This is a genomic window from Leifsonia sp. Root1293 (genome assembly GCF_001425325.1).
Classification (GTDB): Bacteria; Actinomycetota; Actinomycetes; order Actinomycetales; family Microbacteriaceae; genus Orlajensenia.
In genome coordinates, this window is record NZ_LMEH01000001.1 from 484,149 (window position 1) to 504,697 (window position 20,549).

Below are 20,549 nucleotides of genomic sequence, written 5' to 3' on the forward strand. Positions count from 1 at the left end.
TCGACCAGCGGTGGATACGCTGGCGGCCTACTCGACCAGCGGTGGATACGCTGGCGGCCTACTCGACCAGCGGGTCACCGCTCAGCTCGGCCGCGACTGCGGCGAGACCGTCTTCGCGGCGTCGCGCTCGGCCAGAGAACCGATCGCGTCGTCGATCGCCGAGAGCACCGAGGCGTCGAGCTTCACGCCGGCGGCCTTGACGTTGTCACTGACCTGTTCGGGTCGTGATGCGCCGATGATGGCCGAGGCCACATTCCGGTTCTGCAGCACCCAGGCCAGCGCGAGCTGCGCCATGGTGAGTCCCAGGCCGTCGGCGACGGGCTGCAACTTCTGCACGCCGGTGAGAACGTCGTCGTTCATGAAGCTCTTGATGGTGTCGGCGCCGCCCTTCTCATCCGTCGCCCGCGACCCGGCGGGCAGCTCGGCGCCCGGCTTGTACTTGCCGGTGAGAACGCCCTGAGCCACCGGCGACCAGACGATCTGCGAGATCCCGAGCTCCTCGGAGGCCGGAACCACCTTGTCCTCGATGACGCGCCACAGCATCGAGTACTGCGGCTGGTTCGAGATGATCCTGAAGCCGAGTTCCGACGCCAATGCCTGCCCGGCACGGAGCTGATCGGCATCCCATTCCGAGACGCCGATGTACAGAGCCTTGCCCGACCCCACCACGTCGGCGAAGGCCTGCATCGTCTCCTCGAGCGGGGTCTCGTGGTCGTAGCGGTGGGCTTGGTACAGGTCGACGTAGTCCGTCTTCAGGCGCGACAGCGACCCGTCGATCGACTCGAGGATGTGCTTGCGCGAGAGGCCGGAGTCGTTCGGGCCCTTCGGGCCGGTGGGCCAGTAGACCTTCGTGAAGATCTCCAGGGATGAGCGCCGCTCACCGGCGAGGGCGTCGCCGAGCACGGTCTCGGCCGCTGTGTTCGCGTAGGCGTCGGCCGTGTCGAATGTCGTGATGCCGGCATCCAGCGCGGCTCGCACGCATCGAGCCGCCGTGTCGTTCTCGACCTGGGAGCCGTGGGTGAGCCAGTTGCCGTAGGTGATCTCAGAGATCTTGAGTCCGCTGTTTCCGAGGTATCTGAATTCCATCTCTCCACACTACGACCGTGCAGCGCGCATCCGAGAGACGCCCAGTCCACGCACAGGCCCGGTCGTGAATGGCGTCGACCAGCGAAGGCGGATGCCGCAGAATCGTCTCGGGCGACAGCAAGGCGCAGAGCCCGGGGAGAGTGATCGTGAGCACCATCGTCGAAGCCGACGTCGTCGCTGCAGTGTCCGCCGTGGTGAGGGAGGACCAGGTGCTGACGGATGCCGCCTCGCTCGCCGCGTACAGCCATGACGACGCCGAGTGGGCGGCCTACGAGCGACCTCTCGCCGTTGTGCTCGCCGAGAGCACCGACGATGTCGCCGCCGTCGTGGCCTGGTGCGCGACGAACGGCGTCGCGGTCGTCGCCCGCGGCTCGGGAACCGGCCTGTCGGGTGGGGCCAACGCCGTCGCCGACTCCATCGTGCTGTCGCTGGAGCGCATGACCACCGTGCTGGAGATCGACACCGCTGAGCGCTACGTCATCGCGCAGGCAGGCGTCATCAACGACAGCCTGCGCGCATCCGTCGCCGCGCATGGCCTGTGGTATCCGCCGGACCCCGCCAGCTCGGCCATCTCCACCATCGGCGGCAATGCCGCCACGAACGCCGGCGGCATCTGCTGTGTGAAGTACGGAGTGACGCGCGACTACGTGCTGGGAATGACCGTCGTGCTGGCCGACGGGGCCGTCGTGCAGCTGGGACGCCGCACGGCGAAGGGTGTCGCCGGCTACGACCTGACTGCCCTCATGGTCGGCTCGGAGGGAACCCTCGGCATCATCACCGAGCTCACGCTCAAGCTGCTTCCGCTGGCCGGCCGCGAGGAGCGTGCCGTGGTCGGCTACTTCCCGTCGTTGCACGCGGCCGGCGTGGCCGTCGCCGGGATCGCATCCGCCGGCATCATCCCGGCGGCGCTCGAACTCATCGACAGCACCTGCCTGCGTGCCGTCGATGACTGGCAGCAGTGGGGACTGCCGTGCGACGTCGAGGCGTTGCTGCTCGCGAAGATCGACGACGCCGGGGCTTCGGGCGACGCCATCGCGGATCGAGTGGCCGACGCCATGACCACAGCCAACGGAGTGAGCGTGGAGCGGGCGAGTGAGCAGGACGACGTCGACCGTCTCTTCCTCGCCCGCAGGCTCGCGTACCCGGCCCTCGAGCGGCTCGGCCCGGTACTCACCGAGGACGTGTGCGTGCCCCGGATTGCAGTGCCGGCGATGCTCACGCGGATCCAGGCCATCGCTGCGGCGAGCGACGTCGTCATCGCGAACATCGCCCACGCCGGCGACGGCAACCTGCACCCGCTGATCATCGCGCCGGACGGCGACGATGCTGCCAAGGCGCGGGCCAAGGTGGCGTTCGACGGCATCATCGCCGAATGCCTGGCGCTCGGGGGCACTGTCACCGGTGAGCACGGGGTCGGCCTGTTGAAGTTGCCGGGCCTCGCCGATGAGCTGGGCGACCGGGTGATCGAGATGCACAGGGCGATCAAGCTCGCGCTCGACCCGCTGAACACCCTGAATCCGGGTAAGGCGTTTCCGGCGGCAGCGGCCACGCCTTGAGGCGCTTCGACCGCGGACTGCGTCCGGGCCTCAGCGAGCGGGAGCCAGACGAACCGCCCGTTGATTGAGGAGGCCGTGAGCGCAGCGAGCAGCCGTATCGAAACGCACCCGTTGGTTGAGTAGGCCGTGAGCGCAGCGAGCAGCCGTATCGAAACCAGGCCAAGCGCGCCACTCAATGGATCTCGATACGTGTCCGACTCCGTCGGGCACTACTCGATCAACGGGAGGGCGGGGGATCAGCGGGCGGATGCCGCCAGGAACTCCAGCAGCGCCGCATTGAACTTCGCGGGCTGCTCGATGTTCGCCGCGTGGCCGTCCTTCTCGATGATCACGGATGACGCCAACGGATTCAGCGCCGCTGCCGCCGGCGCATGGTCGCTCGGCCAGAACTCGCTCTCGCGTCCGGCGACGAACAGCACGGGCACGTCGACGGCGGCGACAGCGGCTCGCCAGTCCTGTCGGGCGTGATCGTCCAGCAGCGCCAGTTCGCCGGGCGTGAAGGAGATCGAGAGACCCGTGCGCCGCACGTCCATCGCTCGAACCAGCCGGCCGATGCGCACCACGCCCTTGGAGCGAGCGGTGGCACGCCCCGTGTCCGGCACTCCGGTGGCGAACATCGACTCGCTCGTCGAGGCGTCGTAGTCGTAGAAGCCGTATGGCCAGTCGTCGGTGTTGAGCATCTTCGGCGTCTGGTCGACGATGACGATGGCTCCGACGCGAGCCGTGCCGAACTGGGAGGTCATCGACCAGATGGCGTTGCCACCCATCGAGCCGCCGACGAGCACGGCATCGTGGAGGTCGAGGCCCTCGAGCAGGTCGTGGACGTCGGCGCCGTGGCGCTGCATGGTGTGGCCGGCATCCGGCGTCTCGGACTCGCCATGTCCGCGACGATCGAACGCGATGACCCTGTAGCCGGCACCGGCCAACGCCTTGCGCTGGTAGACCCAGCTCGTCGCCGCGGCTTTGAAGCCCGCTATCAGCACGACCGGCCGTCCGTCGGGGGAACCGGATTCCGTGAAGTGCAGCTTCACGTCGTCGGTGGTCGTGATCGTCGGCACCGGTGCCTGCTTTCTGAGTCGAACCTCGGTGGGCTGCTCGCCCGTCGCGCACGCCGTGCCGTAGAACGGATGCGTTTGCATTCACAGTGTCGTGCAGCCGGGCGGATCGATCAAATCCCGGATGTCGCTCTCACGCGCCTCCAGCCTCTCAGCCCTAAACTGCCGACGGACCGATCGACCCGGTCGCGACCAGGAGGACGGCACGGTGACCCTGTTCTCGGACGACCCTCGAGGGCCGTACACGGACGGGATCGACGACGATCCGGCCCGGGATCCGCGGCTCATCCGCAGCAGGCGCGTTTCGCCGGGTCGCCGCATCGTGACGTGGGTCGTGGTGGCCGGTGTCGCCGCAGCCGCAGCCTGGGCATTCGCGAACCCCGTCAGGCTCACCGACCAGATCGTGGTGTGGACCCATCAACCGCAGACGGCGGCAGTGCAGTTCGCGCAGCGCGCTGGCATGACGGACGAAGCGCGGTTCACCTTCTACGCCAGCGTTCCGGCGATCGAGGGTCGGGCCGAGTTCAACGCATCGTGCAACCAACTCCTCGACCAGGGAGTGACCCTCGGATGCTACGTGCCGCTCGGACGCGCCATCCACCTGTTCGAGATCACCGACGAGCGGCTCGACGGCCTGCAGGTCGTCACCGCCGCGCACGAGATGCTCCACGCCGCCTGGGCGCGGATGAGCTTCGGCGAGCAGACCGAGATCGCCTCGCTGCTGGAGGACGAGGCAGCTCGGCTCGGCGACGATCGCGCGTTTCTCGACAAGATGGCGCTGTACGCGGGCATCGATGACGCCGGACGCCTGAGCGAACTGCACTCCATCCTCGGAACGGAGTTCACCCAGCTCTCTCCCGCGCTCGAGGAGCACTACGGGCGGTACTTCGAGGACCGCGAAGCGTTGGTGGCACTGCACGTCACGAGCGAGGCGGTCTTCTCGGCTCTGCAGGCGCAGTCCGAAGCCCTCGTCGCCGAGCTCGACGCCCTGCGTGCCGGAATCGACGCCGACTCGCAGCGCTACAGCACGGAGTCGGATCGCCTGAGCGCCGACATCGACGACTTCAACGCCCGGTGGGACGAGCCGGATGCCGGTACCCAGGAGCAGTTCGACGCCGAGCGCGCCACGCTGCTGGATCGTCAGGCGGTCCTCGACGCCCTGTACGACTCCATCACGGCCCGCCGCTCCGAATTCGACGAGAAGGCGGCCGAGCTGGAGCAGATGAACGTGCAGGTCGAGGCTCTGAACTCGGCGATCGACTCGCGGATGCCGCCCGTCGGCGAGTGACGACGGGCGGCATCCGTCGACGGTAAGCCGTCAGGCCTCGGAGCCCACCCGAACGACCATCTTCCCGGTGTTCTCGCCCCGCATCAGCCCGAAGAAGGCGTCGACGGCGTTGTCGATTCCGTCGACGACGGTCTCGTCGAACACGATCTTCCCGTCGCGGAACCACCCCGTCATCTCCTCGGTGAAGGCGCGGTAGTGCTGGAAGTAGTTGCCGACGGTGAACCCCTGCAACGTGAGGCCCCTGGTGACGATGTTCGACATGTTCGACGGACCGGCCACCCGCTCGGTGGCGTTGTAGTCCTGGATGGCTCCGCAGAGTGCTGCACGACCGCCGTCGTTGAACGAACTCAGCGCAGCCTCGAGGTGGTCGCCGCCCACGTTGTCGAAGTACACGTCGATGCCGTCGGGGGCAGCGGCCTTGAGCTGCTTGCGCACCGGAGCGTCCTTGTAGTTGAACGCGGCGTCGTAGCCGTACTTCTCCGTGAGCAGCGCGACCTTCTCGGGCGTTCCGGCCGAGCCGATCACCCGTGAGGCGCCCTTCAACCGGGCGATCTGGCCTGCGGCGGTTCCGACGGCACCGGCCGCCCCGGAGATGAAGACGATCTCGCCCTCCTTCATCCTCGCGATCTCGAGCAGTCCGACGTAGGCGGTGAAACCGGTCAGGCCGAGCATCCCCAGGTAGGCCGAGAGCGGCACGCCAGGCAGTTCCGGCACGACACGGTATCCGGATGCCGCACCCTGACTGACATCGCGCCAGCCCTCCTGATGCAGCACGACGTCGCCGACGGCGTGGGCGTCGGAAGTGGACTCGACGACACGACCGATGGCGCCGCCGGTCATCGTCTCGCCCAGGGCGTAGGGCGGCGTGTAGCTGCGCACGTCGTTCATGCGGCCACGCATGTAGGGGTCGACCGAGATGAACTCGTTGGCGACACGCACCTCGCCCGGGGCCAGCTCCGGCAGCTCGATGGTGACGCTGCGGAAGTCGTCGTGGGTCGGCCAACCGACTGGTCGGGCGACGAGCTGGATCTGCGTGCTGGAGTTGGATGTCATGATCCCATCCTCCGCCAGCCCGGAGCGGCCAGCCACCTTCTGGGAATGTGTTCATGATCGCGCGCTCTCGCGCGTCGTACGGCATCCGTTCCCGCGATTGCACCGGATGCGACCGCCGGGCCGGCGGGAGCCGCGTAAGGTTGCCGCACGGGGCCGTCCAGGCTTCCCGATCAAAGGGCGTCACAGTGTCAGACAAGTCACCGAAGAAATCGTCCAGCAAGACCGCCGCGAGCAAGACCCTCAAGGAGAAGCGCGCCGACAAGAAAGCCAAGGTCGAAGGCCGTTCCGGGAGCGACGCCGTCAGCGGCGCCACCCACAAGAAGTAGGCGCACCGGTCCGGTCGCGCACACGGCCGGGCCACCCGACTTTCGGGCCGTCGCGCACGGCGCTGTCGACAGTGGCGTTCCTCCTAGGATTGCTCCATGCCCGAACTCCTCGCAGCCTGCGTCGTCCGTGAACTCCGCCCCGACCGCGGCAACGGAGTCACGGCCATCGACAAGGTGGCGGTCAGGTCGCGGGCCAAGATCGGCCCGTACGGACTGCGCTCCGACGTGCAGGTCGACCGCAAGCACCACGGCGGGTTCGACAAGGCCGTCTACGCGTACGCCCAGGAGGACGCCGACTTCTGGGCGGGCGAGCTGGGGCGCGAGCTTCCAGCCGGATGGTTCGGCGAGAACCTGCGGGTCTCCGGAATCGATGTCAACCAGGCGCGCATCGGCGAGCAGTGGCGCATCGGCACGGAGGAGGCATCCGTCGTACTCGAGGTCACCATGCCCCGTACCCCGTGCGGAACCTTCGCCCGCTGGGTGGGCGGGGAGCACGAGCGCGGCTGGGTCAAGCGCTTCGGCGCCGAGGGCAGACTGGGCGCCTACCTGCGGGTCGTGAAACGCGGGTCGGTGGCAGCCGGCGACCCGATCGAGGTCGTGCACACTCCGGAGACCGATCTCACGGTGCTGGGGATGTTCCGCACCTGAGACGCGGGCGAGGGCTTCAGCCCTGGTAGCCCGACCGCACCATGGCGACGATGGCCGCGATGAGTCCGACCCCGCCGACGAGGCCGATCAGTCCGACAACGGCCCAGAGGATCACTTCAGCCGACATCAGGCTCTCCATTTCGTGCGGTGAGACTCCATTCTCACCTGTCTCGGCCACCAGCACCAACCAGCACGGCGTCGCTGTCGCTATCGTTGACGAATGATCGCACGAGGAGCCGCGAGAGCCACCGGGGCCGGCGGGCCCACTCAGCCGGAACGGCACGCCTAGATGGATCCCGTGACGACCGTGGTCTGGGTCGTCGCCTTCGTGCTGGTCACGGTCATCGTGACCGGGTTCACCGGACGCATCGGCTGGTCGGCTCCCGTCGCACTCGTCGCGGTCGGGGCGGTCGTCTCGTTCATCCCCGCGGTGCCCAGGGTCGAGATCGAGCCGGAACTCGTGCTCTACGCGGTCATCCCGCCGTTGCTCTTCGCCGCCGCCATCCGCACGTCGTTCATCGACATCCGGGCTCGTGACGACAGCATCCTGGCGCTGTCCGTCGGCCTGGTGGCCTTCACGGTGGTCGTGGTGGGCTTCGCCACCTGGATGCTGGTTCCCGCCATCACGCTGGCCGCGGCATTCGCGTTCGGCGCCGTCGTGGCGCCGACGGATGCCGTCGCCGTGTCGGCTGTCGCCGGTCGACTGAAGCTCCCGCGACGACTGGTGACGATCCTCGAGGGCGAGAGCCTGCTGAACGACGCCACGGCCCTCGTCGCCCTCAATGCAGCGATCATGGCGATCGTCAGTGTCACCGTGCTGAACCCGCTCGCGATCGCAGGCAACTTCGCGCTCGCCGTCATCGGGGGAGTCGTCGTCGGGCTCGCGATCGGCTACGGGCTCTCGGAAGTGCGCAAGCGTCTTCGTGCCCCGGTGCTCGACACCAGCCTGTCGCTCATCACCCCCTACCTGGCGTTCATCATCGCGCAGGCGATCGGCGGCTCGGGAGTGCTCGCCGTGGTGGTTGCCGGAATCCTGCTCGGCTATCGCTCGCCCACGGTGCAGTCGGCCGAGGCCCGCATCGCGGAGAGACTCAACTGGAAGACGATCCAGTTCCTCTTGGAGAACGCGGTCTTCCTCTTCATCGGTCTCAACCTCGCCGGTATCGTCGAGGGAGCCTCGACCGCCGGCCCCGGCCTCTGGGAGACGATCGGCATCTGCATAGCCATCCTCCTGACGCTCATCGTGTCGCGCTTCGCCTGGGTCTTCATGCTCACATGGCTCTACCGTCACGGTCCGGGATTCCTGCGGGCGCGACAGTGGAGCTGGCGCAATGCGACCGCGGTGTCTTCGGCCGGCATCCGCGGCGTTGTCACCCTCATCGCCGTGTTCCTGCTCCCGCCGGAGACCCCGCAGCGCGAGTTCCTGCAGTTCCTCGCCTTCGTCGTCGTCGTCGGAACCCTGCTCGAGGGCCTGGCGCTGCCGACCATCCTGAGGCTGCTCAAGCTTCCGACGCCCGACTACAGCCAGGAGCATGCCGAACGGATGCTGCTCATGGCCGAGGCCGAGGATGCCGGCGTCGCCCGTCTCGAGGAGGAACGCACCGACGACGATGAACTCGAGGTGATCGACAGGCTGCGTGCGAATGCCGCCTTCCTGGCGGAGGCGCTGCAGAACCCGCCGACCACCGGGGCGGAACCGCGCCCGGTCGCGTACACGCGCCTGCGCCGAGTGATGATCGAAGCGCAGCGCGAGGCTGTGTTGAACGCGCGCCGCGAGGGCCGCTATCAGGAGGCGGCCGTGCTCTCCGTGCTCGCGGCGATCGACGCCGAGGAGACGGCCCTGCGCACCGCAGGGCCGAAGACGAAGCCGGCGGCGCTGCCGAGCGCTTCGGCGAAGAAGGCGAAGCGCACCGCGACGGCGAAGGCCGCTCGCCCCGCACGAGCGAAGCGCAGCAGGACGACCCCCGAGTAGGTTGGTGCCATGGCGAGCGAAGCGACGATGCTGCGAGTACCCGGCCCCCACGGCGACAGGGAGGTGCGCATCTCAAGTCCGAGCAGGGTGATCTTCCCGGAGCCCGGGCTCACCAAGCTCGATCTCGCCGAATATCTCGTGGCGGTCGGCGACGCCTTCGTGGCGGCGAACGGCGACAGGCCCGTCTCCTTGCAGCGATTCGGCGACGGCATCGAGGGTGAGCAGTTCTTCTCGAAGAATCCGCCGAAGGGCGCCCCGGACTACGTGCGCTCCGTTCCGGTCGTGTATCCGAGTGGCCGGTCGCATCCGCAGCTCGTCATCGACGAACCCGCCGTCGCCGTCTGGGCCGTGCAGATGAACACGATCGTGTTCCACCCGTGGGCATCGCGGGCCGGGAACTCCGACAATCCCGACGAGCTGCGCATCGACCTCGACCCTCAGCCCGGCACCGATGTCGGTGACGCCAAGGCTGCTGCGGTGGAACTGCGCTCGGTTCTCGCCGACGCCGGACTGACGGCTTTCATCAAGACCTCCGGCAACCGTGGCCTGCACGTCTTCGCTCCCATCGAGCCGACGCACGAGTTCCTCGACGTGCGGCACGCCGTGATCGCGGCCGCGCGGGAACTCGAGCGACGGATGCCTGACGCCGTGACGACGGCGTGGTGGAAGGAGGAGCGCGGAGAGCGCATCTTCGTCGACTTCAACCAGGCGAATCGCGACCGTACGATGGCCGGCGCGTACAGCCCCCGAGCCCTGGCGCACGCTCCGGTGTCGTGCCCGATCACCTGGGAGGAGCTCGCGGACGCCGATCCGCGCGACTTCACCGTGCTCACCGTCCCCGAGCGACTGCGCACGCTCGGCGACCCGTGGGCGACGCTCCACGACGAACCCGGCCGCATCGACACGCTGCTCGAGTGGTGGGACCGCGACCTGGAGAACGGCCTCGGCGAGCTGCCCTTCCCGCCGGACTTCCCGAAGATGCCCGGGGAACCCTCGCGCGTGCAGCCGAGCCGGGCGAAGAAGGCGGAGTGACTCTGTCGCTGGTCGAGTGGCGACCGAGCGCCCATCTCACGTTGGTCGAGTAGCGACCGGGCGCGCTTCTTCAGTTGGTCGAGCGCTGCCCGACCCCCTTTCCGTTGGTCGAGTAGCGACCGAGCGCTCATCTTCCGTTGGTCGAGTAGCGACCGAGCGCAGCGAGGACGCGTATCGAGACCACTCTCCGCGGGCGGATGGGTGATCTCGATACGTGTCCGACTTCGTCGGGCACTACTCGATCAGCGGGAGAGGGGGTCGGGCGCTTTCCGTTGGTCGGACAGCGACCATCCGTTGGTCGAGTAGCGACCGAGCGCGCATCTCCCGCTGGTCGAGTAGCGACCGAGCGCAGCGAGGACGCGTATCGAGACCATCCTTCGTGCGCGGATGGGTGATCTCGATACGTGTCCGACTTCGTCGGGCAATACTCGATCAACGGGAGAGGGGGTCGGGCACTCCCGCTGGTCGAGTAGCGACCGAGCGCAGAGAGGACGCGTATCGAGACCACTTCCCGCGGGCGCATGGGTGATCTCGATACGTGTCCGACTTCGTCGGGCACTACTCGATCAGCGGAGGGAGGCTACTCGATCAGCGGAGGGGTGCTACTCGATCAGCGGGCGGCGCCGCCTACTCCAGCACCTTGCTGAGGTCGTAGGCCGCCGGGATCTCGAGCTGTTCGAACGTGCACGAGCGCGCATCCCGGTCGGGGCGCCAGCGTGCGAACTGCACGGTGTGCCGGAAGCGCGAACCCTCCATCTGGTCGTAGCGCACCTCCATCACCTTCGTGGGTTCGAGACGGACGAAGGAGACGTCCTTGCTGCCCGAGAACCGACTGCGATCCGTCTCGCCCGTCACGGCGACCCCGTGCTCGTCGCGAACAACGAGGGGCGCGAGCTCGTCCACGAGCTCCAGTCGACGCGCATCAGAGAACGCCGAAGCCCCGCCGACGCTGCGCAGCTCGCCGCTGTCGTCGTAGAGCCCGAGGAGCAGCGACCCCACACCGGCGCCACTCTTGTGCACGCGGTACCCGATCACCACCACGTCCGCCGTGCGGTGGTGCTTGATCTTCAACATCACGCGCTTGCCGGGCGCGTAGGCGGCCGCCAGCGGCTTGGCAACGACCCCGTCGAGGCCGGCGCCCTCGAACTCGACAAGCCACGCGCGGGCGAGCGCGGCATCCGTCGTGGTCCTGGTGATGGACAGGGGAGCGTCGAATCCTCGGGCGAGGGATTCCAGCGCGGCTCTGCGTTCGGCGAACGGGCGCTCCAGAAGCGACTCATCACCGAGAGCCAGCAGGTCGAAGGCCACGAACATCGCGGGCGTCTCGACCGAGAGCTTCGCGACCCTGCTCGCCGCCGGATGGATGCGCTGGGACAACGCCTCCCAATCGAGGCGCTCGCCGCCGGCGCGGGATGCGGCGCGCACCATGATCTCGCCGTCGAGCACCGTGGGCTGCGTGAGCTGCGCGGCGAAGGCGTCGACCAGCTCGGGGAAGTAGCGCGTGAGCATCTTCGAGCCGCGGCTGCCGATCTCCACGGTCTCGCCGTCGAAGTAGATCACGGCCCTGAAGCCGTCCCACTTCGGCTCGTAGAGCAGGCCGCCGGCGACGCTGTCGGCATCGGGCACGCTGTCGAGCGCTTTCGCGAGCATGGGGGAGATGGGCGACGTCGCCGAAGGTTCCATGCGTCGATCCTGCCCGACCCGGCGGCTTTCTGCGACAGTTGACGGATGACGTCCACCCCGTTCACGATCGCCGTGCCCGACGACACGCTCGACGACCTGCGGATGCGGCTCCGCAACACCCGCTTCACCACGCCGAGTCGCTCCGAGTCCTGGGGTGCCGGCGTCGACCCCGCCTACCTCGCCTCTCTCGTCGCCGGGTGGGCCGAGTGGCTGGATTCCGACTGGCGGGCGGTGGAGGCCCTCCTGAACACCCTCGACCACCGGATCGTCGACGTCGACGGCACCGCCATCCACATCGTGCGCGCGACCTCCGGATCGGGCGACGGTGAACGGATGCCGCTGCTGCTGATGCACGGCTGGCCGAGCAGCTTCGTCGAGATGCTGGCGCTCATCGACGCTCTCCAGACGGCCGGCAGCCGATTCGAGATCGTCGTGCCGTCGATGCCGGGCTTCCTGTTCAGTGAGCTGCCTGACGGGCCGTTGACGCGAGAGGCGATGGCCGACGTCATGCACTCGGTCATGACAGATCACTTGGGGTTCGAGCGCTACGGGGTGTTCGGGGGAGACATCGGCGGCACTGTCGCGGCCTGGCTGGCAGCGAAGCATCCGGAGACCGTCTCCGGCCTGTACATGATCCACCCGCCGTTCCCGGCGGAGTTCGCGGCACCGCTCACCGACGATGAGCACGACTTCCTCGACGCGGAGACCGAGTTCGACGCGTCGGACGGCGGCTACTCCGCCATAATGATCACCCGCCCCGACACGATCGGAGCCGCCGTCGCCGACTCGCCGGCCGGACTCCTCGCCTGGATCATCGACAAGTACCGCGACTGGAGCGACTGCGGCGGCGACCTGGAGACCCGGTTCGACCGCGAGACGCTGTTCACCATCGGAACGCTGTACTGGGTCACGGAGTCGATCGGCACGTCGTTCAGACAGTACGTCGACTACGACGCGAACCGACCGCGCCCCACCATCGGCGTGCCGGCCGGCTTCACCGTGAGCGCCGAGGCGGGCATCCGTGAGATGCCCCGCAGCATCGCCGAGAGGTCGTGCACCGACATCCGCGTCTGGCATGAGCCGTCTGTCGGCGGCCACTTCATGCCCCACGAGGAACCGCAGCTTCTCGCGGGTCATCTCACAGCCTTCTTCGCCAAGATCGGACGATGACGACGGACGGGGCGGATGCGACGGATGCCCCGATGACCGGCGCCGCACGATTCGACGTCCGCGAGTTCGCCCGCACCGCCGTCGGGACGCACCGCGATCGTCTGGACGTCGAAGCCCTCGCCGCGCAGCCGCTGCCGCCGGACGCCCTGCGAGCCATGCGAGTGCTGCGGGATCTCGAGGCGGCCACCATGGATCGCCTGCGCAAAGTGCTCGTCACCGCGACGCACAAGGATGCGCGGGTGACGGCCTTCCTGGTGAGCTGGGCCTTCGAGAAGTTCTGGATCGCCGACGCCCTTACCGCCGTCATCGATGCACAGCCGGGATCGCAATCCGACGATTCCGGTGCGACGGGAGCCGCCGTTCCGCGCAGCCCTGGCGACCGGCGTGCCCGGCGCGGGCCGGTTCGGCGCTCGCTCTCGGGGTTCCTCGCCGGCGAGTCGATCGTGGCTGTGCACGTCACGACTGGGCTCGTCGACGACTGGATGCTCCGTGCGGCTTACGAGCGGGTGATCGAACGCAGCGAGAACCCCGAGATCGGGCGTGCGCTCGGCGATGTCCTCGACCTCAAGGCACGCCACTCGCGCTTCTTCGAGGAGGAGGCGATGCATCGCCTTCTCGACAGCCCGCGCGCGGTGCGGCTCACCCGCAGGGAGTTGCGCCGAGACGTGCTTCCCCTCGGAGCGGTCGCCATCGCGCGGGCCGACCGCGCATTCTTCAGGTGGTTCTCCTTCGGCGGCGAGATCGGTCCGGTCAGGGCCCAGCGAGTCGTCGCGTGCGTCTCCGATCTGCCCGGCATGGACGACGGCACGATCGAGGCCGTGCAGCAACGACTCGCGGCCTGACCGCGGCGTGCTTGGATGATCAGCGGGACGAGGGAGCACTGTGGCATTCGACATCGACACCTACACGGCGACGAGCGTGAGCGTGAACTGGGACGACCTCGACCTCGAGGTCTTCCGCGAGCATCCACTGCCGGAGGAGTCGCTCCGCACCCTGCGTTACATGGCCGATGTCGAGTACCACACGGTCTGCTACACCCGTGATCTGCTCACGACGCCCTCGCACCGCGAGGCCGACGTGAGTTCGTTCATGACCATGTGGAACCGCGAGGAGTTCTGGCACGGCGAGGCTCTCGCCGCCGTGCTCGCGATGCACGACATCACCATCGACTTCGACCAGCTCAAGGCCAATCGGCTGAAGCTCGGCTGGAAGGACCGCCTCGACCCCATCAAGCAGTCGGTGCTCGGTTCACTGGTCGGGGAGGACTTCGTCGCCGTGCACATGTCGTGGGGCGCTGCGAACGAGTGGTCGGCCATCACCGCGTACAACCGCATGGCCGAACTGGAGCGGAACCCTGTTCTCGCCGAACTGCTGCGGCGCATCGCGAAACAGGAGGCGCGGCACGTCGCCTTCTACACGTCGCAGGCCCGCGAACGGCTGGCGAGGAGTACCAAGGCGCAGAAGATCACGCGGTTCGCGTTGAGCAGGTTCTGGGCGCCCGTCGGATCCAGCATCATGGAGCGATCCGATGTGCAGCACGTCATGAACCACCTGATGAGTGGACCCGACGGGCGCAAGGCTGCCAGAAAGGTCGATGATTCGATCAGCGGGATGCCGGGACTCGCCGGACTCACGATCGTGCAGGACGCGCTCGACGAGTTGGGCGTCACGGCGTGAAGATCGGGCTCGGCTTTCGTCAGAGCGCGTCGACGTAGAGCCAGGCTCCCTGCTCCCGCACGAAGGCGCTGTTCTCGTGCTGGGCGTGCGCGACCCCGTCGTGCTTCGACCGCGCGGTGAACTCCACGGTGCCTGTCGTGTCGAACGGTCCGCCTGCCGTCGTCTCGGCGATCTCGAGCCGGAACCAGCGCACGGACGGATCGAGCTCGAGCTGCTCCGGCCGGGTCGACGGATGCCACGTTCTCAGGAGGTACGCCACATCGCCGGCCACGTAGGCCGAGTAGCGCGAGCGCATCAGCTGCACGGCGGTGGGGGCGAGGGCCGCTCCGCTGTGGAACCGGCCGCAGCAGGAGCCGTAGGTGTCCCCGCTCAGGCAGGGGCATCGGCTGTCGTCGCTCAGCGCGGGGAAGGCGGTTGCGGTCATCTGTCGATCCTGTCACTCTCTCGCTCGTCGAGTGGCGCCCGAGCGCAGCGAGGAGTCGCGCCGATTTCAGCGGATCTCGATACGCGTCGACTTCGTCGGCGCTACTCGATCTGCGGAGACGTGTCGGCGCTACTCGATCAGCGGGTGCCGACATCTCCTGCCGTTGGTCGAGTAGTGCCCGAGCGCAGCGAGGACACGTATCGAGACCACGTTCAGCGGGAACGGTGCTTGAGTTGCGCTGATCTCGGCGGATCTCGATACGCGTCGATTTCGTCGGCGCTACTCGATCTGCGGAGACGTTTCGGCGCTACTCGATCAGCGGAGACGTGTCGGCGCTACTCGATCAGCGGAGCGCGGGCTTGATGTCACGGACGATCGACTCGAGGATGCGCACGTTGAAGTCGACGCCCAACTGGTTGGGAACCGTGACGAGCACTGTGTCCGCGGCCTGTACCGCAGCATCCTGAGCCAGCTCCGCAGCGATCACGTCGGGCTCGCCGATGTAGCTGCGTCCGAATCGGGCGAGGCCGCCGTCGAGGTGGCCCACCTGGTCTTTCGCGTCGGCCTGAGCCCGCAGCCCGAAGTACCGTCGCGACTCGTCGTCGATGAGCGGCAGGATGCTGCGGCTCACAGAAACCCGCGGCTCGAAGTCGTGGCCGGCATCAGCCCACGCCTCGCGGAACATCGCGATCTGCTCGGCCTGCAACTGATCGAACGGCACTCCGGTGTCCTCGGTGAGCAGAGTCGAACTCATCAGGTTCATGCCCTGCTCGGCTGTCCACACGGCAGTCTTGCGCGTGCCCGCACCCCACCAGATGCGCTGCGGCAGCGACGGGGAGATCGGTTCGATGGCGAGCGGATGCGTCGATCCCGTCATCTGCGGGTTCGCGTGGGCCAGTCCGGCTCCCGCGATGGCGGCACGGAAGAGCTCGGTGTGATCACGGGCCATGTCGGCATCCGTCTGCCCGTCGGAAGGGACGTAGCCGAACGACTCGTAGCCCGCGAGCGCCGTCTCGGGTGACCCCCGGCTGATGCCGAGCTGCAGTCTCTCTCCGGCGATCAGGTCGGCGGCGGCCGCGGATTCGGCCATGTAGAGGGGGTTCTCGTAGCGCATGTCGATGACCCCGGTGCCGATCTCGATCCGCGAGGTGCGCGCGCCCACCGCTGCCAGAAGCGGGAACGGCGATGCGAGCTGGCGGGCGAAGTGGTGCACCCGGAAGTAGGCTCCGTCGACGCCGATCTCCTCGGCCGCCACGGCCAGGTCGATCGACTGCTGCAGCACGTCGGCTGCGGTGCGGGTGAGGGAGCCCGGCACTGCCTGATAGTGGCCGAACGAGAGGAATCCGATGCGCTTCACCATGACCACAGCGTAGGCGGGCACCGGACTATTCCGTCGGGCGCAGCTGGGAGGCCCGGTGTTATCGTGACGACCGTGACAGACACCGAGCTTCCGACCTCCTCCGCCACCTACACGTGGGTCGACCCGGCTGTCGGCCTCGCCCAGCTGCCCCAGCTCAGCGGACTGGAATACCTCACCGGCATTCTCGAGGGGCGGATCCCCGAGCCGCCGATCGCGGTGCTGATGAACATGGACATCGTCGAGGTCTCCGTGGGCGAGGTCGTCTTCGAGACGCGGCCGACCCAGGCGCACTACAACCCCCTCGGTACCATCCACGGCGGCCTGGCCTGCACAGTGCTCGACACTGTTCTCGGGTGCGCCGCGCACAGCACGCTTCCGGCCGGAACCGGATACACGTCCATCGACATCAGCGTGAGCTACGTGCGCCCGATCCAGCCGTCGGCCGGTCCGCTGCGCGCAACGGGACGGGTTCGCAAGAGCGGCACCCGGGTGATCTTCGCCGAGGCCGAACTCACCGACAGTGCCGGAAACCTGCTCGCGACGGCCACGAGCAGCCTGCTGGTGTTCGCCCAACGTCCGCCGGTCTGAGCGCGCGACGGGCGGAGCAGCTCGAAGGCGCTCAGCCCGCCAGCCGATCGAACACGGCGTCGAGTTCCGCGTCGACGACCTGCGCCTCCGGATGCGCGTCGTGCCACGCGATCATCTCGGCTGCTCCCTCCCAGAACGGCACCGTGGTCGCGAACTCCGGCACCAGCGCCTTCACCTTGGAGTTGTCGAACACCATGGAGTGGGCCTTGTCGCCGATGAGGCCGGGGCCGAGCTCGGGGTGCGCTGCTGCGATCGCGTCGGAAGCCACGTGCACGAGTACGGGCTCGACGCCGGCTGCCTCGCCGAGCCATCCGTAGATCTGGTTCCAGGTCGGTGCGTGGTCTCCGGTGATGTGGAAGGTGTCGCCGACGGCATACGGATTGCCGAGCAGCCCCGCGAAGCCGACCGCGAAGTCGCGGGTGTGGGTGATCGTCCAGAGGCTGGTGCCGTCTCCATGCACGACGACCGGTTTGCCGGCGCGCATCCGCGCGATGTCGGTCCATCCTCCCGACGTCGGCAGGAGCGTGCGGTCATAGGTGTGCGACGGCCGCACGATCGTCGCCGGAAATCCGCGCTCCCTGTAGGCACGCACGAGGAGGTCCTCGCAGGCGATCTTGTCGCGGGAGTACTGCCAGAACGGGTTGCGCAGCGGCGTCGACTCCGTCACCGGCAGTCGCGAAGGGGGCGTCTGGTAAGCGGAGGCGGAGCTGATGAACACGTACTGGCCCACCCGCCCTTCGAACAGATCGACGTCGGCCTGCACGTGCTCCGGGGTGAAGGCGAGAAACTCGGCGACGACGTCGAACTCGGCGTCGCCGACGGCGTCGCGCACGCTCGCGGGATCGCGGAGGTCGGCCGTCAGGCGGCGGACGGCATCCGGCAGCGGTCGCAGGCGCGACTCGCCCCGGTTCAGCACTGTCACGTCATGGCCGAGTTCGATGGCGCGGGAGACGGATGCAGCGCTGATGACGCCGGTGCCGCCGAGGAACAGGATGCTCTTGCTCATCATCCGATCATGGCACGGGAGAGCGAAGTGCCTCATGCGGGCAGTCGCACCTCGGCCGTAGGCTGGCGATCATGGATTTCGGACTCTTCATTCCCCAGGGCTGGCGCCACGACCTTCTCAACATCGACCCGGCCGATCAGTGGGAGACGATGAACTCCCTCGCCCAGCACGCCGACGCCGGCCCCTGGGACTCGCTCTGGGTGTACGACCACTTCCACACGGTTCCCGTGCCGTCCGAGGAGGCCACGCATGAGGCGTGGACTCTCATGGCGGCGTTCGCGGCGACGACGTCGCGCGTGAAGCTCGGCCAGATGTGCACGTGCATGAGCTACCGCAACCCCGCCTACCTCGCCAAGATCGCTGCGACAGTCGACATCATCTCGGGCGGCAGAACGCAGATGGGTATCGGCGGCGGATGGTACGAGCACGAGTGGCGCGCCTACGGCTACGGGTTCCCACCCGTGGCCGAGAGGCTGGCCCGGCTGCGCGAGGGCGTCGAGATCTTCCACCAGGCCTGGACGACCGGCAGCGCGACCCTCGACGGCAAGCACTACCAGGTCGACGGCGCCATCGTGCGGCCCCTCCCGTTGCAGCAGGGCGGCATCCCGATGTGGATCGCCGGCGGCGGCGAGAAGGTGACGCTGAAGATCGCGGCGCAGTACGCGAGCCACACCAACTTCACCGGAACCCTCGAGGAGTTCGACCACAAGAGCGAGGTGCTCCGCGGACACTGCGACGCGATCGGACGCGACTTCGCGTCGATCACCCGATCGTCGAACTTCAACACCATCGTCGCCGCCACGGAAGCTGAGGTCGGCGATCGCATCGACGCACTGCACGCCCGGGTGCTGCCCTACCTCGGCGAGACCAAGGCGGCCGAGTTCATCGCCGAGTATCGCGGCGGAACGCCGGCGGTCGGCACCCCGGAGCAGGTCGTCGAGCGCCTGCTCGAACGGCGCGAGCACGGTCTCGGGTACGCCATCCACTACTTCCCCGAAGCGGCCTACGACAGGTCGGGCATCGAGCTGTTCGAGCGCGAGGTCATGCCGGCGCTCGCCTGATGGCGTCATCCGCCGTCGCCTGTGCATCGGGAATAGGCGGATGCATCCGGCCGTTGCTGGTACATGCAAACGTATGAAGTAATCGAGTAGTCAGGAGCCCTCATGGCACAGCAGGTCGAGTTCGGAGTCGACACCTTCGGCGATGTCACGGTCGACGCGAACGGGGACAGGCTGTCGCAGGCCGAGGTGCTGCGGAACGTCGTGGCCCAGGGCGTACTGGCCGACCAGGTGGGGCTGGACTTCTTCGGTCTCGGCGAGCACCACCGCGACGACTTCGCCGTGTCGGCTCCCGAGGTCGTGCTCGCGGCGATCGCCGCGAAGACCGAGCGCATCCACCTCGGCTCGGCTGTCACCGTGCTCAGCTCCGACGACCCGGTGCGCGTGTTCCAGCGCTTCGCCACCCTCGACGGCATCTCCGACGGACGCGCCGAGGTGATTCTCGGGCGAGGGTCCTTCACCGAGTCGTTCCCGTTGTTCGGCTACCAGCTCAGCGAGTACGAGGACCTGTTCGAGGAGAAGCTGCAGCTCTTCGCCGAGCTGGTCAAGGAGAAGCCTGTCACCTGGGAGGGCCGCAAGCGCGCCGCCCTGGTGAACCAGGAGGTGTACCCGAAGACCGCGTCCGGCGCTCTCAAGGCGTGGATCGGCGTCGGCGGCTCTCCGGAGTCCGTTGTGCGGGCGGCGACATATGGTTACCCGCTCATGCTCGCCATCATCGGGGGCGCGCCAGCGCGCTTCCGTCCTTTCGTCGACCTCTACCACCGCGCGCTGGCGCAGCTCGGCACGCCGACTCTGCCCGTGGGCGTGCACTCGCCCGGACACATCGCCGATACCGATGCGCAGGCCCGCGAGGAGCTGTGGCCGCACCACCAGGCCATGATCACGCGCATCGGCCGGGAGCGCGGCTGGGGTCCGATCACCCGGGACACCTTCGAGAACGAAGCCGACGAGGGTGCGCTCAACGTCGGTTCGCCCGAGACCGTCGCCCGCAAGATCGCTGCGACGGTGCGCGATCTCGGCATCCAGCGCTTCGACCTCAAGTACTCCAACGGCACGCTCTCGCACGAGAAGCTCATGCGCAGCATCGAGCTCTACGGCACCGTCGTGGTTCCCCGGGTGCGTGAGCTCCTGGCCGCCGACGAGTAGACCGGCATTCGCCGGCGTCGCGAGCCATCGGCGCGCGGCGCCGGCGGTCACTCAGTGACCGCGGAGCTCCTCGAGGTCGCGGCGCTCGCGCTTCGTCGGACGGCCGGCACCGCGATCCCGCACGGGCACTGAAGCGACGGCCTCACGCGGTGGTGGCGGGGGAGTTTTGTCGATCATCGCTGCGGCGGCGACCTCGGCGCCGACGCGCTTCACGATGATGCGCTGCACCACCATGATGCGATCGAAGCCGTTCGCGCGCACGCGAATCTCGTCGCCGATCCGAACCGGCTGCGCGGCCTTCACCCTCTCGCCGTTCACCCGGACATGCCCCGCGCGGCATGCTGCCGTGGCGAGCGAGCGCGTCTTGAACTGACGCACCGCCCACAGCCACGCATCGACGCGCGCTGTCGTCATGGCATCC

At 68.0% G+C, this 20,549-nt stretch carries 20 protein-coding genes; 12 read left to right on the forward strand and 8 right to left on the reverse strand.

Annotated elements, in window-relative coordinates:
- Positions 1–81 precede the first annotated feature (81 nt).
- A complete protein-coding gene (locus tag ASC59_RS02145) occupies positions 82–1,086 on the reverse strand; it encodes an aldo/keto reductase family protein (RefSeq protein ID WP_055817946.1) in 1,005 nt (334 codons plus the stop codon).
- Positions 1,087–1,232: 146 nt separating this feature from the next.
- On the opposite strand from ASC59_RS02145, the gene ASC59_RS02150 reads away from it, so the two are divergent.
- Positions 1,233–2,642, forward strand: a complete 1,410-nt coding sequence (locus ASC59_RS02150) for an FAD-binding oxidoreductase (protein WP_055822662.1) — start codon at positions 1,233–1,235, stop codon at positions 2,640–2,642.
- Between the two features lie 236 nt (positions 2,643–2,878).
- Here the strand turns inward: ASC59_RS02150 and ASC59_RS02155 are convergent, their stop codons facing one another.
- On the reverse strand, positions 2,879–3,700 hold the full coding sequence (locus ASC59_RS02155) for an alpha/beta fold hydrolase (protein ID WP_055822664.1): 822 nt from the start codon (positions 3,698–3,700) through the stop codon (positions 2,879–2,881).
- A gap of 205 nt (positions 3,701–3,905) precedes the next feature.
- On the opposite strand from ASC59_RS02155, the gene ASC59_RS02160 reads away from it, so the two are divergent.
- On the forward strand, positions 3,906–4,985 hold the full coding sequence (locus ASC59_RS02160; RefSeq protein WP_055817948.1) for a hypothetical protein: 1,080 nt from the start codon (positions 3,906–3,908) through the stop codon (positions 4,983–4,985).
- Positions 4,986–5,015: 30 nt separating this feature from the next.
- Here the strand turns inward: ASC59_RS02160 and ASC59_RS02165 are convergent, their stop codons facing one another.
- Positions 5,016–6,038, reverse strand: coding sequence for an NADP-dependent oxidoreductase (locus tag ASC59_RS02165; RefSeq protein ID WP_055817950.1), 1,023 nt, complete (start codon positions 6,036–6,038; stop codon positions 5,016–5,018).
- Positions 6,039–6,223: 185 nt separating this feature from the next.
- Between ASC59_RS02165 and ASC59_RS17440 the strand changes: the two genes are divergently transcribed.
- The 4 genes from ASC59_RS17440 to ligD all read left to right on the forward strand — a co-directional run bounded on the left by ASC59_RS17440 (position 6,224) and on the right by ligD (position 10,016).
- Positions 6,224–6,364, forward strand: a complete 141-nt coding sequence (locus ASC59_RS17440; RefSeq protein ID WP_167756826.1) for a hypothetical protein — start codon at positions 6,224–6,226, stop codon at positions 6,362–6,364.
- A gap of 96 nt (positions 6,365–6,460) precedes the next feature.
- Positions 6,461–7,012, forward strand: coding sequence for an MOSC domain-containing protein (locus ASC59_RS02170; RefSeq protein ID WP_055817952.1), 552 nt, complete (start codon positions 6,461–6,463; stop codon positions 7,010–7,012).
- A 289-nt stretch (positions 7,013–7,301) separates the two neighbouring features.
- Positions 7,302–8,984, forward strand: a complete 1,683-nt coding sequence (locus ASC59_RS02175; protein WP_082513345.1) for a Na+/H+ antiporter — start codon at positions 7,302–7,304, stop codon at positions 8,982–8,984.
- Between the two features lie 9 nt (positions 8,985–8,993).
- Entirely contained in the window at positions 8,994–10,016 is a 1,023-nt protein-coding gene (gene ligD / locus ASC59_RS02180) for a non-homologous end-joining DNA ligase (RefSeq protein WP_055817954.1), read from the forward strand.
- Between the two features lie 627 nt (positions 10,017–10,643).
- On the opposite strand, the gene ASC59_RS02185 is transcribed toward ligD, so the two are convergent.
- Complete coding sequence (locus ASC59_RS02185) at positions 10,644–11,699, reverse strand: ATP-dependent DNA ligase (RefSeq protein WP_055817955.1); 1,056 nt, start codon at positions 11,697–11,699, stop codon at positions 10,644–10,646.
- A gap of 45 nt (positions 11,700–11,744) precedes the next feature.
- Here ASC59_RS02185 and ASC59_RS02190 point away from each other — a divergent pair, with 45 nt between their 5' ends.
- The 3 genes from ASC59_RS02190 to ASC59_RS02200 are packed head-to-tail and all read left to right on the forward strand — an operon-like array spanning position 11,745 to position 14,546.
- The gene (locus tag ASC59_RS02190) at positions 11,745–12,869 is read left to right on the forward strand and encodes an epoxide hydrolase family protein (protein ID WP_055817957.1); all 1,125 of its coding nucleotides are present in this window, start codon (positions 11,745–11,747) and stop codon (positions 12,867–12,869) included.
- A complete protein-coding gene (locus tag ASC59_RS02195; protein WP_055817959.1) occupies positions 12,866–13,711 on the forward strand; it encodes a hypothetical protein in 846 nt (281 codons plus the stop codon). The genes ASC59_RS02190 and ASC59_RS02195 overlap by 4 nt, the downstream gene beginning before the upstream one ends.
- A gap of 40 nt (positions 13,712–13,751) precedes the next feature.
- Entirely contained in the window at positions 13,752–14,546 is a 795-nt protein-coding gene (locus ASC59_RS02200) for a ferritin-like domain-containing protein (protein ID WP_055817961.1), read from the forward strand.
- Positions 14,547–14,565: 19 nt separating this feature from the next.
- Here the strand turns inward: ASC59_RS02200 and ASC59_RS02205 are convergent, their stop codons facing one another.
- Both ASC59_RS02205 and ASC59_RS02210 read right to left on the reverse strand, forming a co-directional pair.
- A complete protein-coding gene (locus tag ASC59_RS02205; protein ID WP_055817963.1) occupies positions 14,566–14,970 on the reverse strand; it encodes a YchJ family protein in 405 nt (134 codons plus the stop codon).
- A 343-nt stretch (positions 14,971–15,313) separates the two neighbouring features.
- Positions 15,314–16,330: an LLM class flavin-dependent oxidoreductase gene (locus ASC59_RS02210; protein WP_055822668.1), complete on the reverse strand. Its 1,017-nt coding sequence runs from the start codon at positions 16,328–16,330 to the stop codon at positions 15,314–15,316.
- Positions 16,331–16,402: 72 nt separating this feature from the next.
- Here ASC59_RS02210 and ASC59_RS02215 point away from each other — a divergent pair, with 72 nt between their 5' ends.
- Positions 16,403–16,918 (forward strand): PaaI family thioesterase, encoded by a 516-nt coding sequence (locus ASC59_RS02215; protein WP_200942298.1) that lies wholly within the window; start codon positions 16,403–16,405, stop codon positions 16,916–16,918.
- A 31-nt stretch (positions 16,919–16,949) separates the two neighbouring features.
- On the opposite strand, the gene ASC59_RS02220 is transcribed toward ASC59_RS02215, so the two are convergent.
- A complete protein-coding gene (locus tag ASC59_RS02220; protein ID WP_055817967.1) occupies positions 16,950–17,927 on the reverse strand; it encodes an SDR family oxidoreductase in 978 nt (325 codons plus the stop codon).
- A 68-nt stretch (positions 17,928–17,995) separates the two neighbouring features.
- Here ASC59_RS02220 and ASC59_RS02225 point away from each other — a divergent pair, with 68 nt between their 5' ends.
- Positions 17,996–18,985 (forward strand): LLM class F420-dependent oxidoreductase, encoded by a 990-nt coding sequence (locus ASC59_RS02225; RefSeq protein WP_055817970.1) that lies wholly within the window; start codon positions 17,996–17,998, stop codon positions 18,983–18,985.
- Between the two features lie 102 nt (positions 18,986–19,087).
- The gene (locus ASC59_RS02230; RefSeq protein ID WP_055817972.1) at positions 19,088–20,128 is read left to right on the forward strand and encodes an LLM class flavin-dependent oxidoreductase; all 1,041 of its coding nucleotides are present in this window, start codon (positions 19,088–19,090) and stop codon (positions 20,126–20,128) included.
- A gap of 51 nt (positions 20,129–20,179) precedes the next feature.
- Here ASC59_RS02230 and ASC59_RS02235 read toward each other — a convergent pair whose 3' ends face one another.
- Positions 20,180–20,542, reverse strand: a complete 363-nt coding sequence (locus ASC59_RS02235; RefSeq protein ID WP_200942372.1) for an RNA-binding S4 domain-containing protein — start codon at positions 20,540–20,542, stop codon at positions 20,180–20,182.
- Between the last annotated feature and the right edge of the window lie 7 nt (positions 20,543–20,549).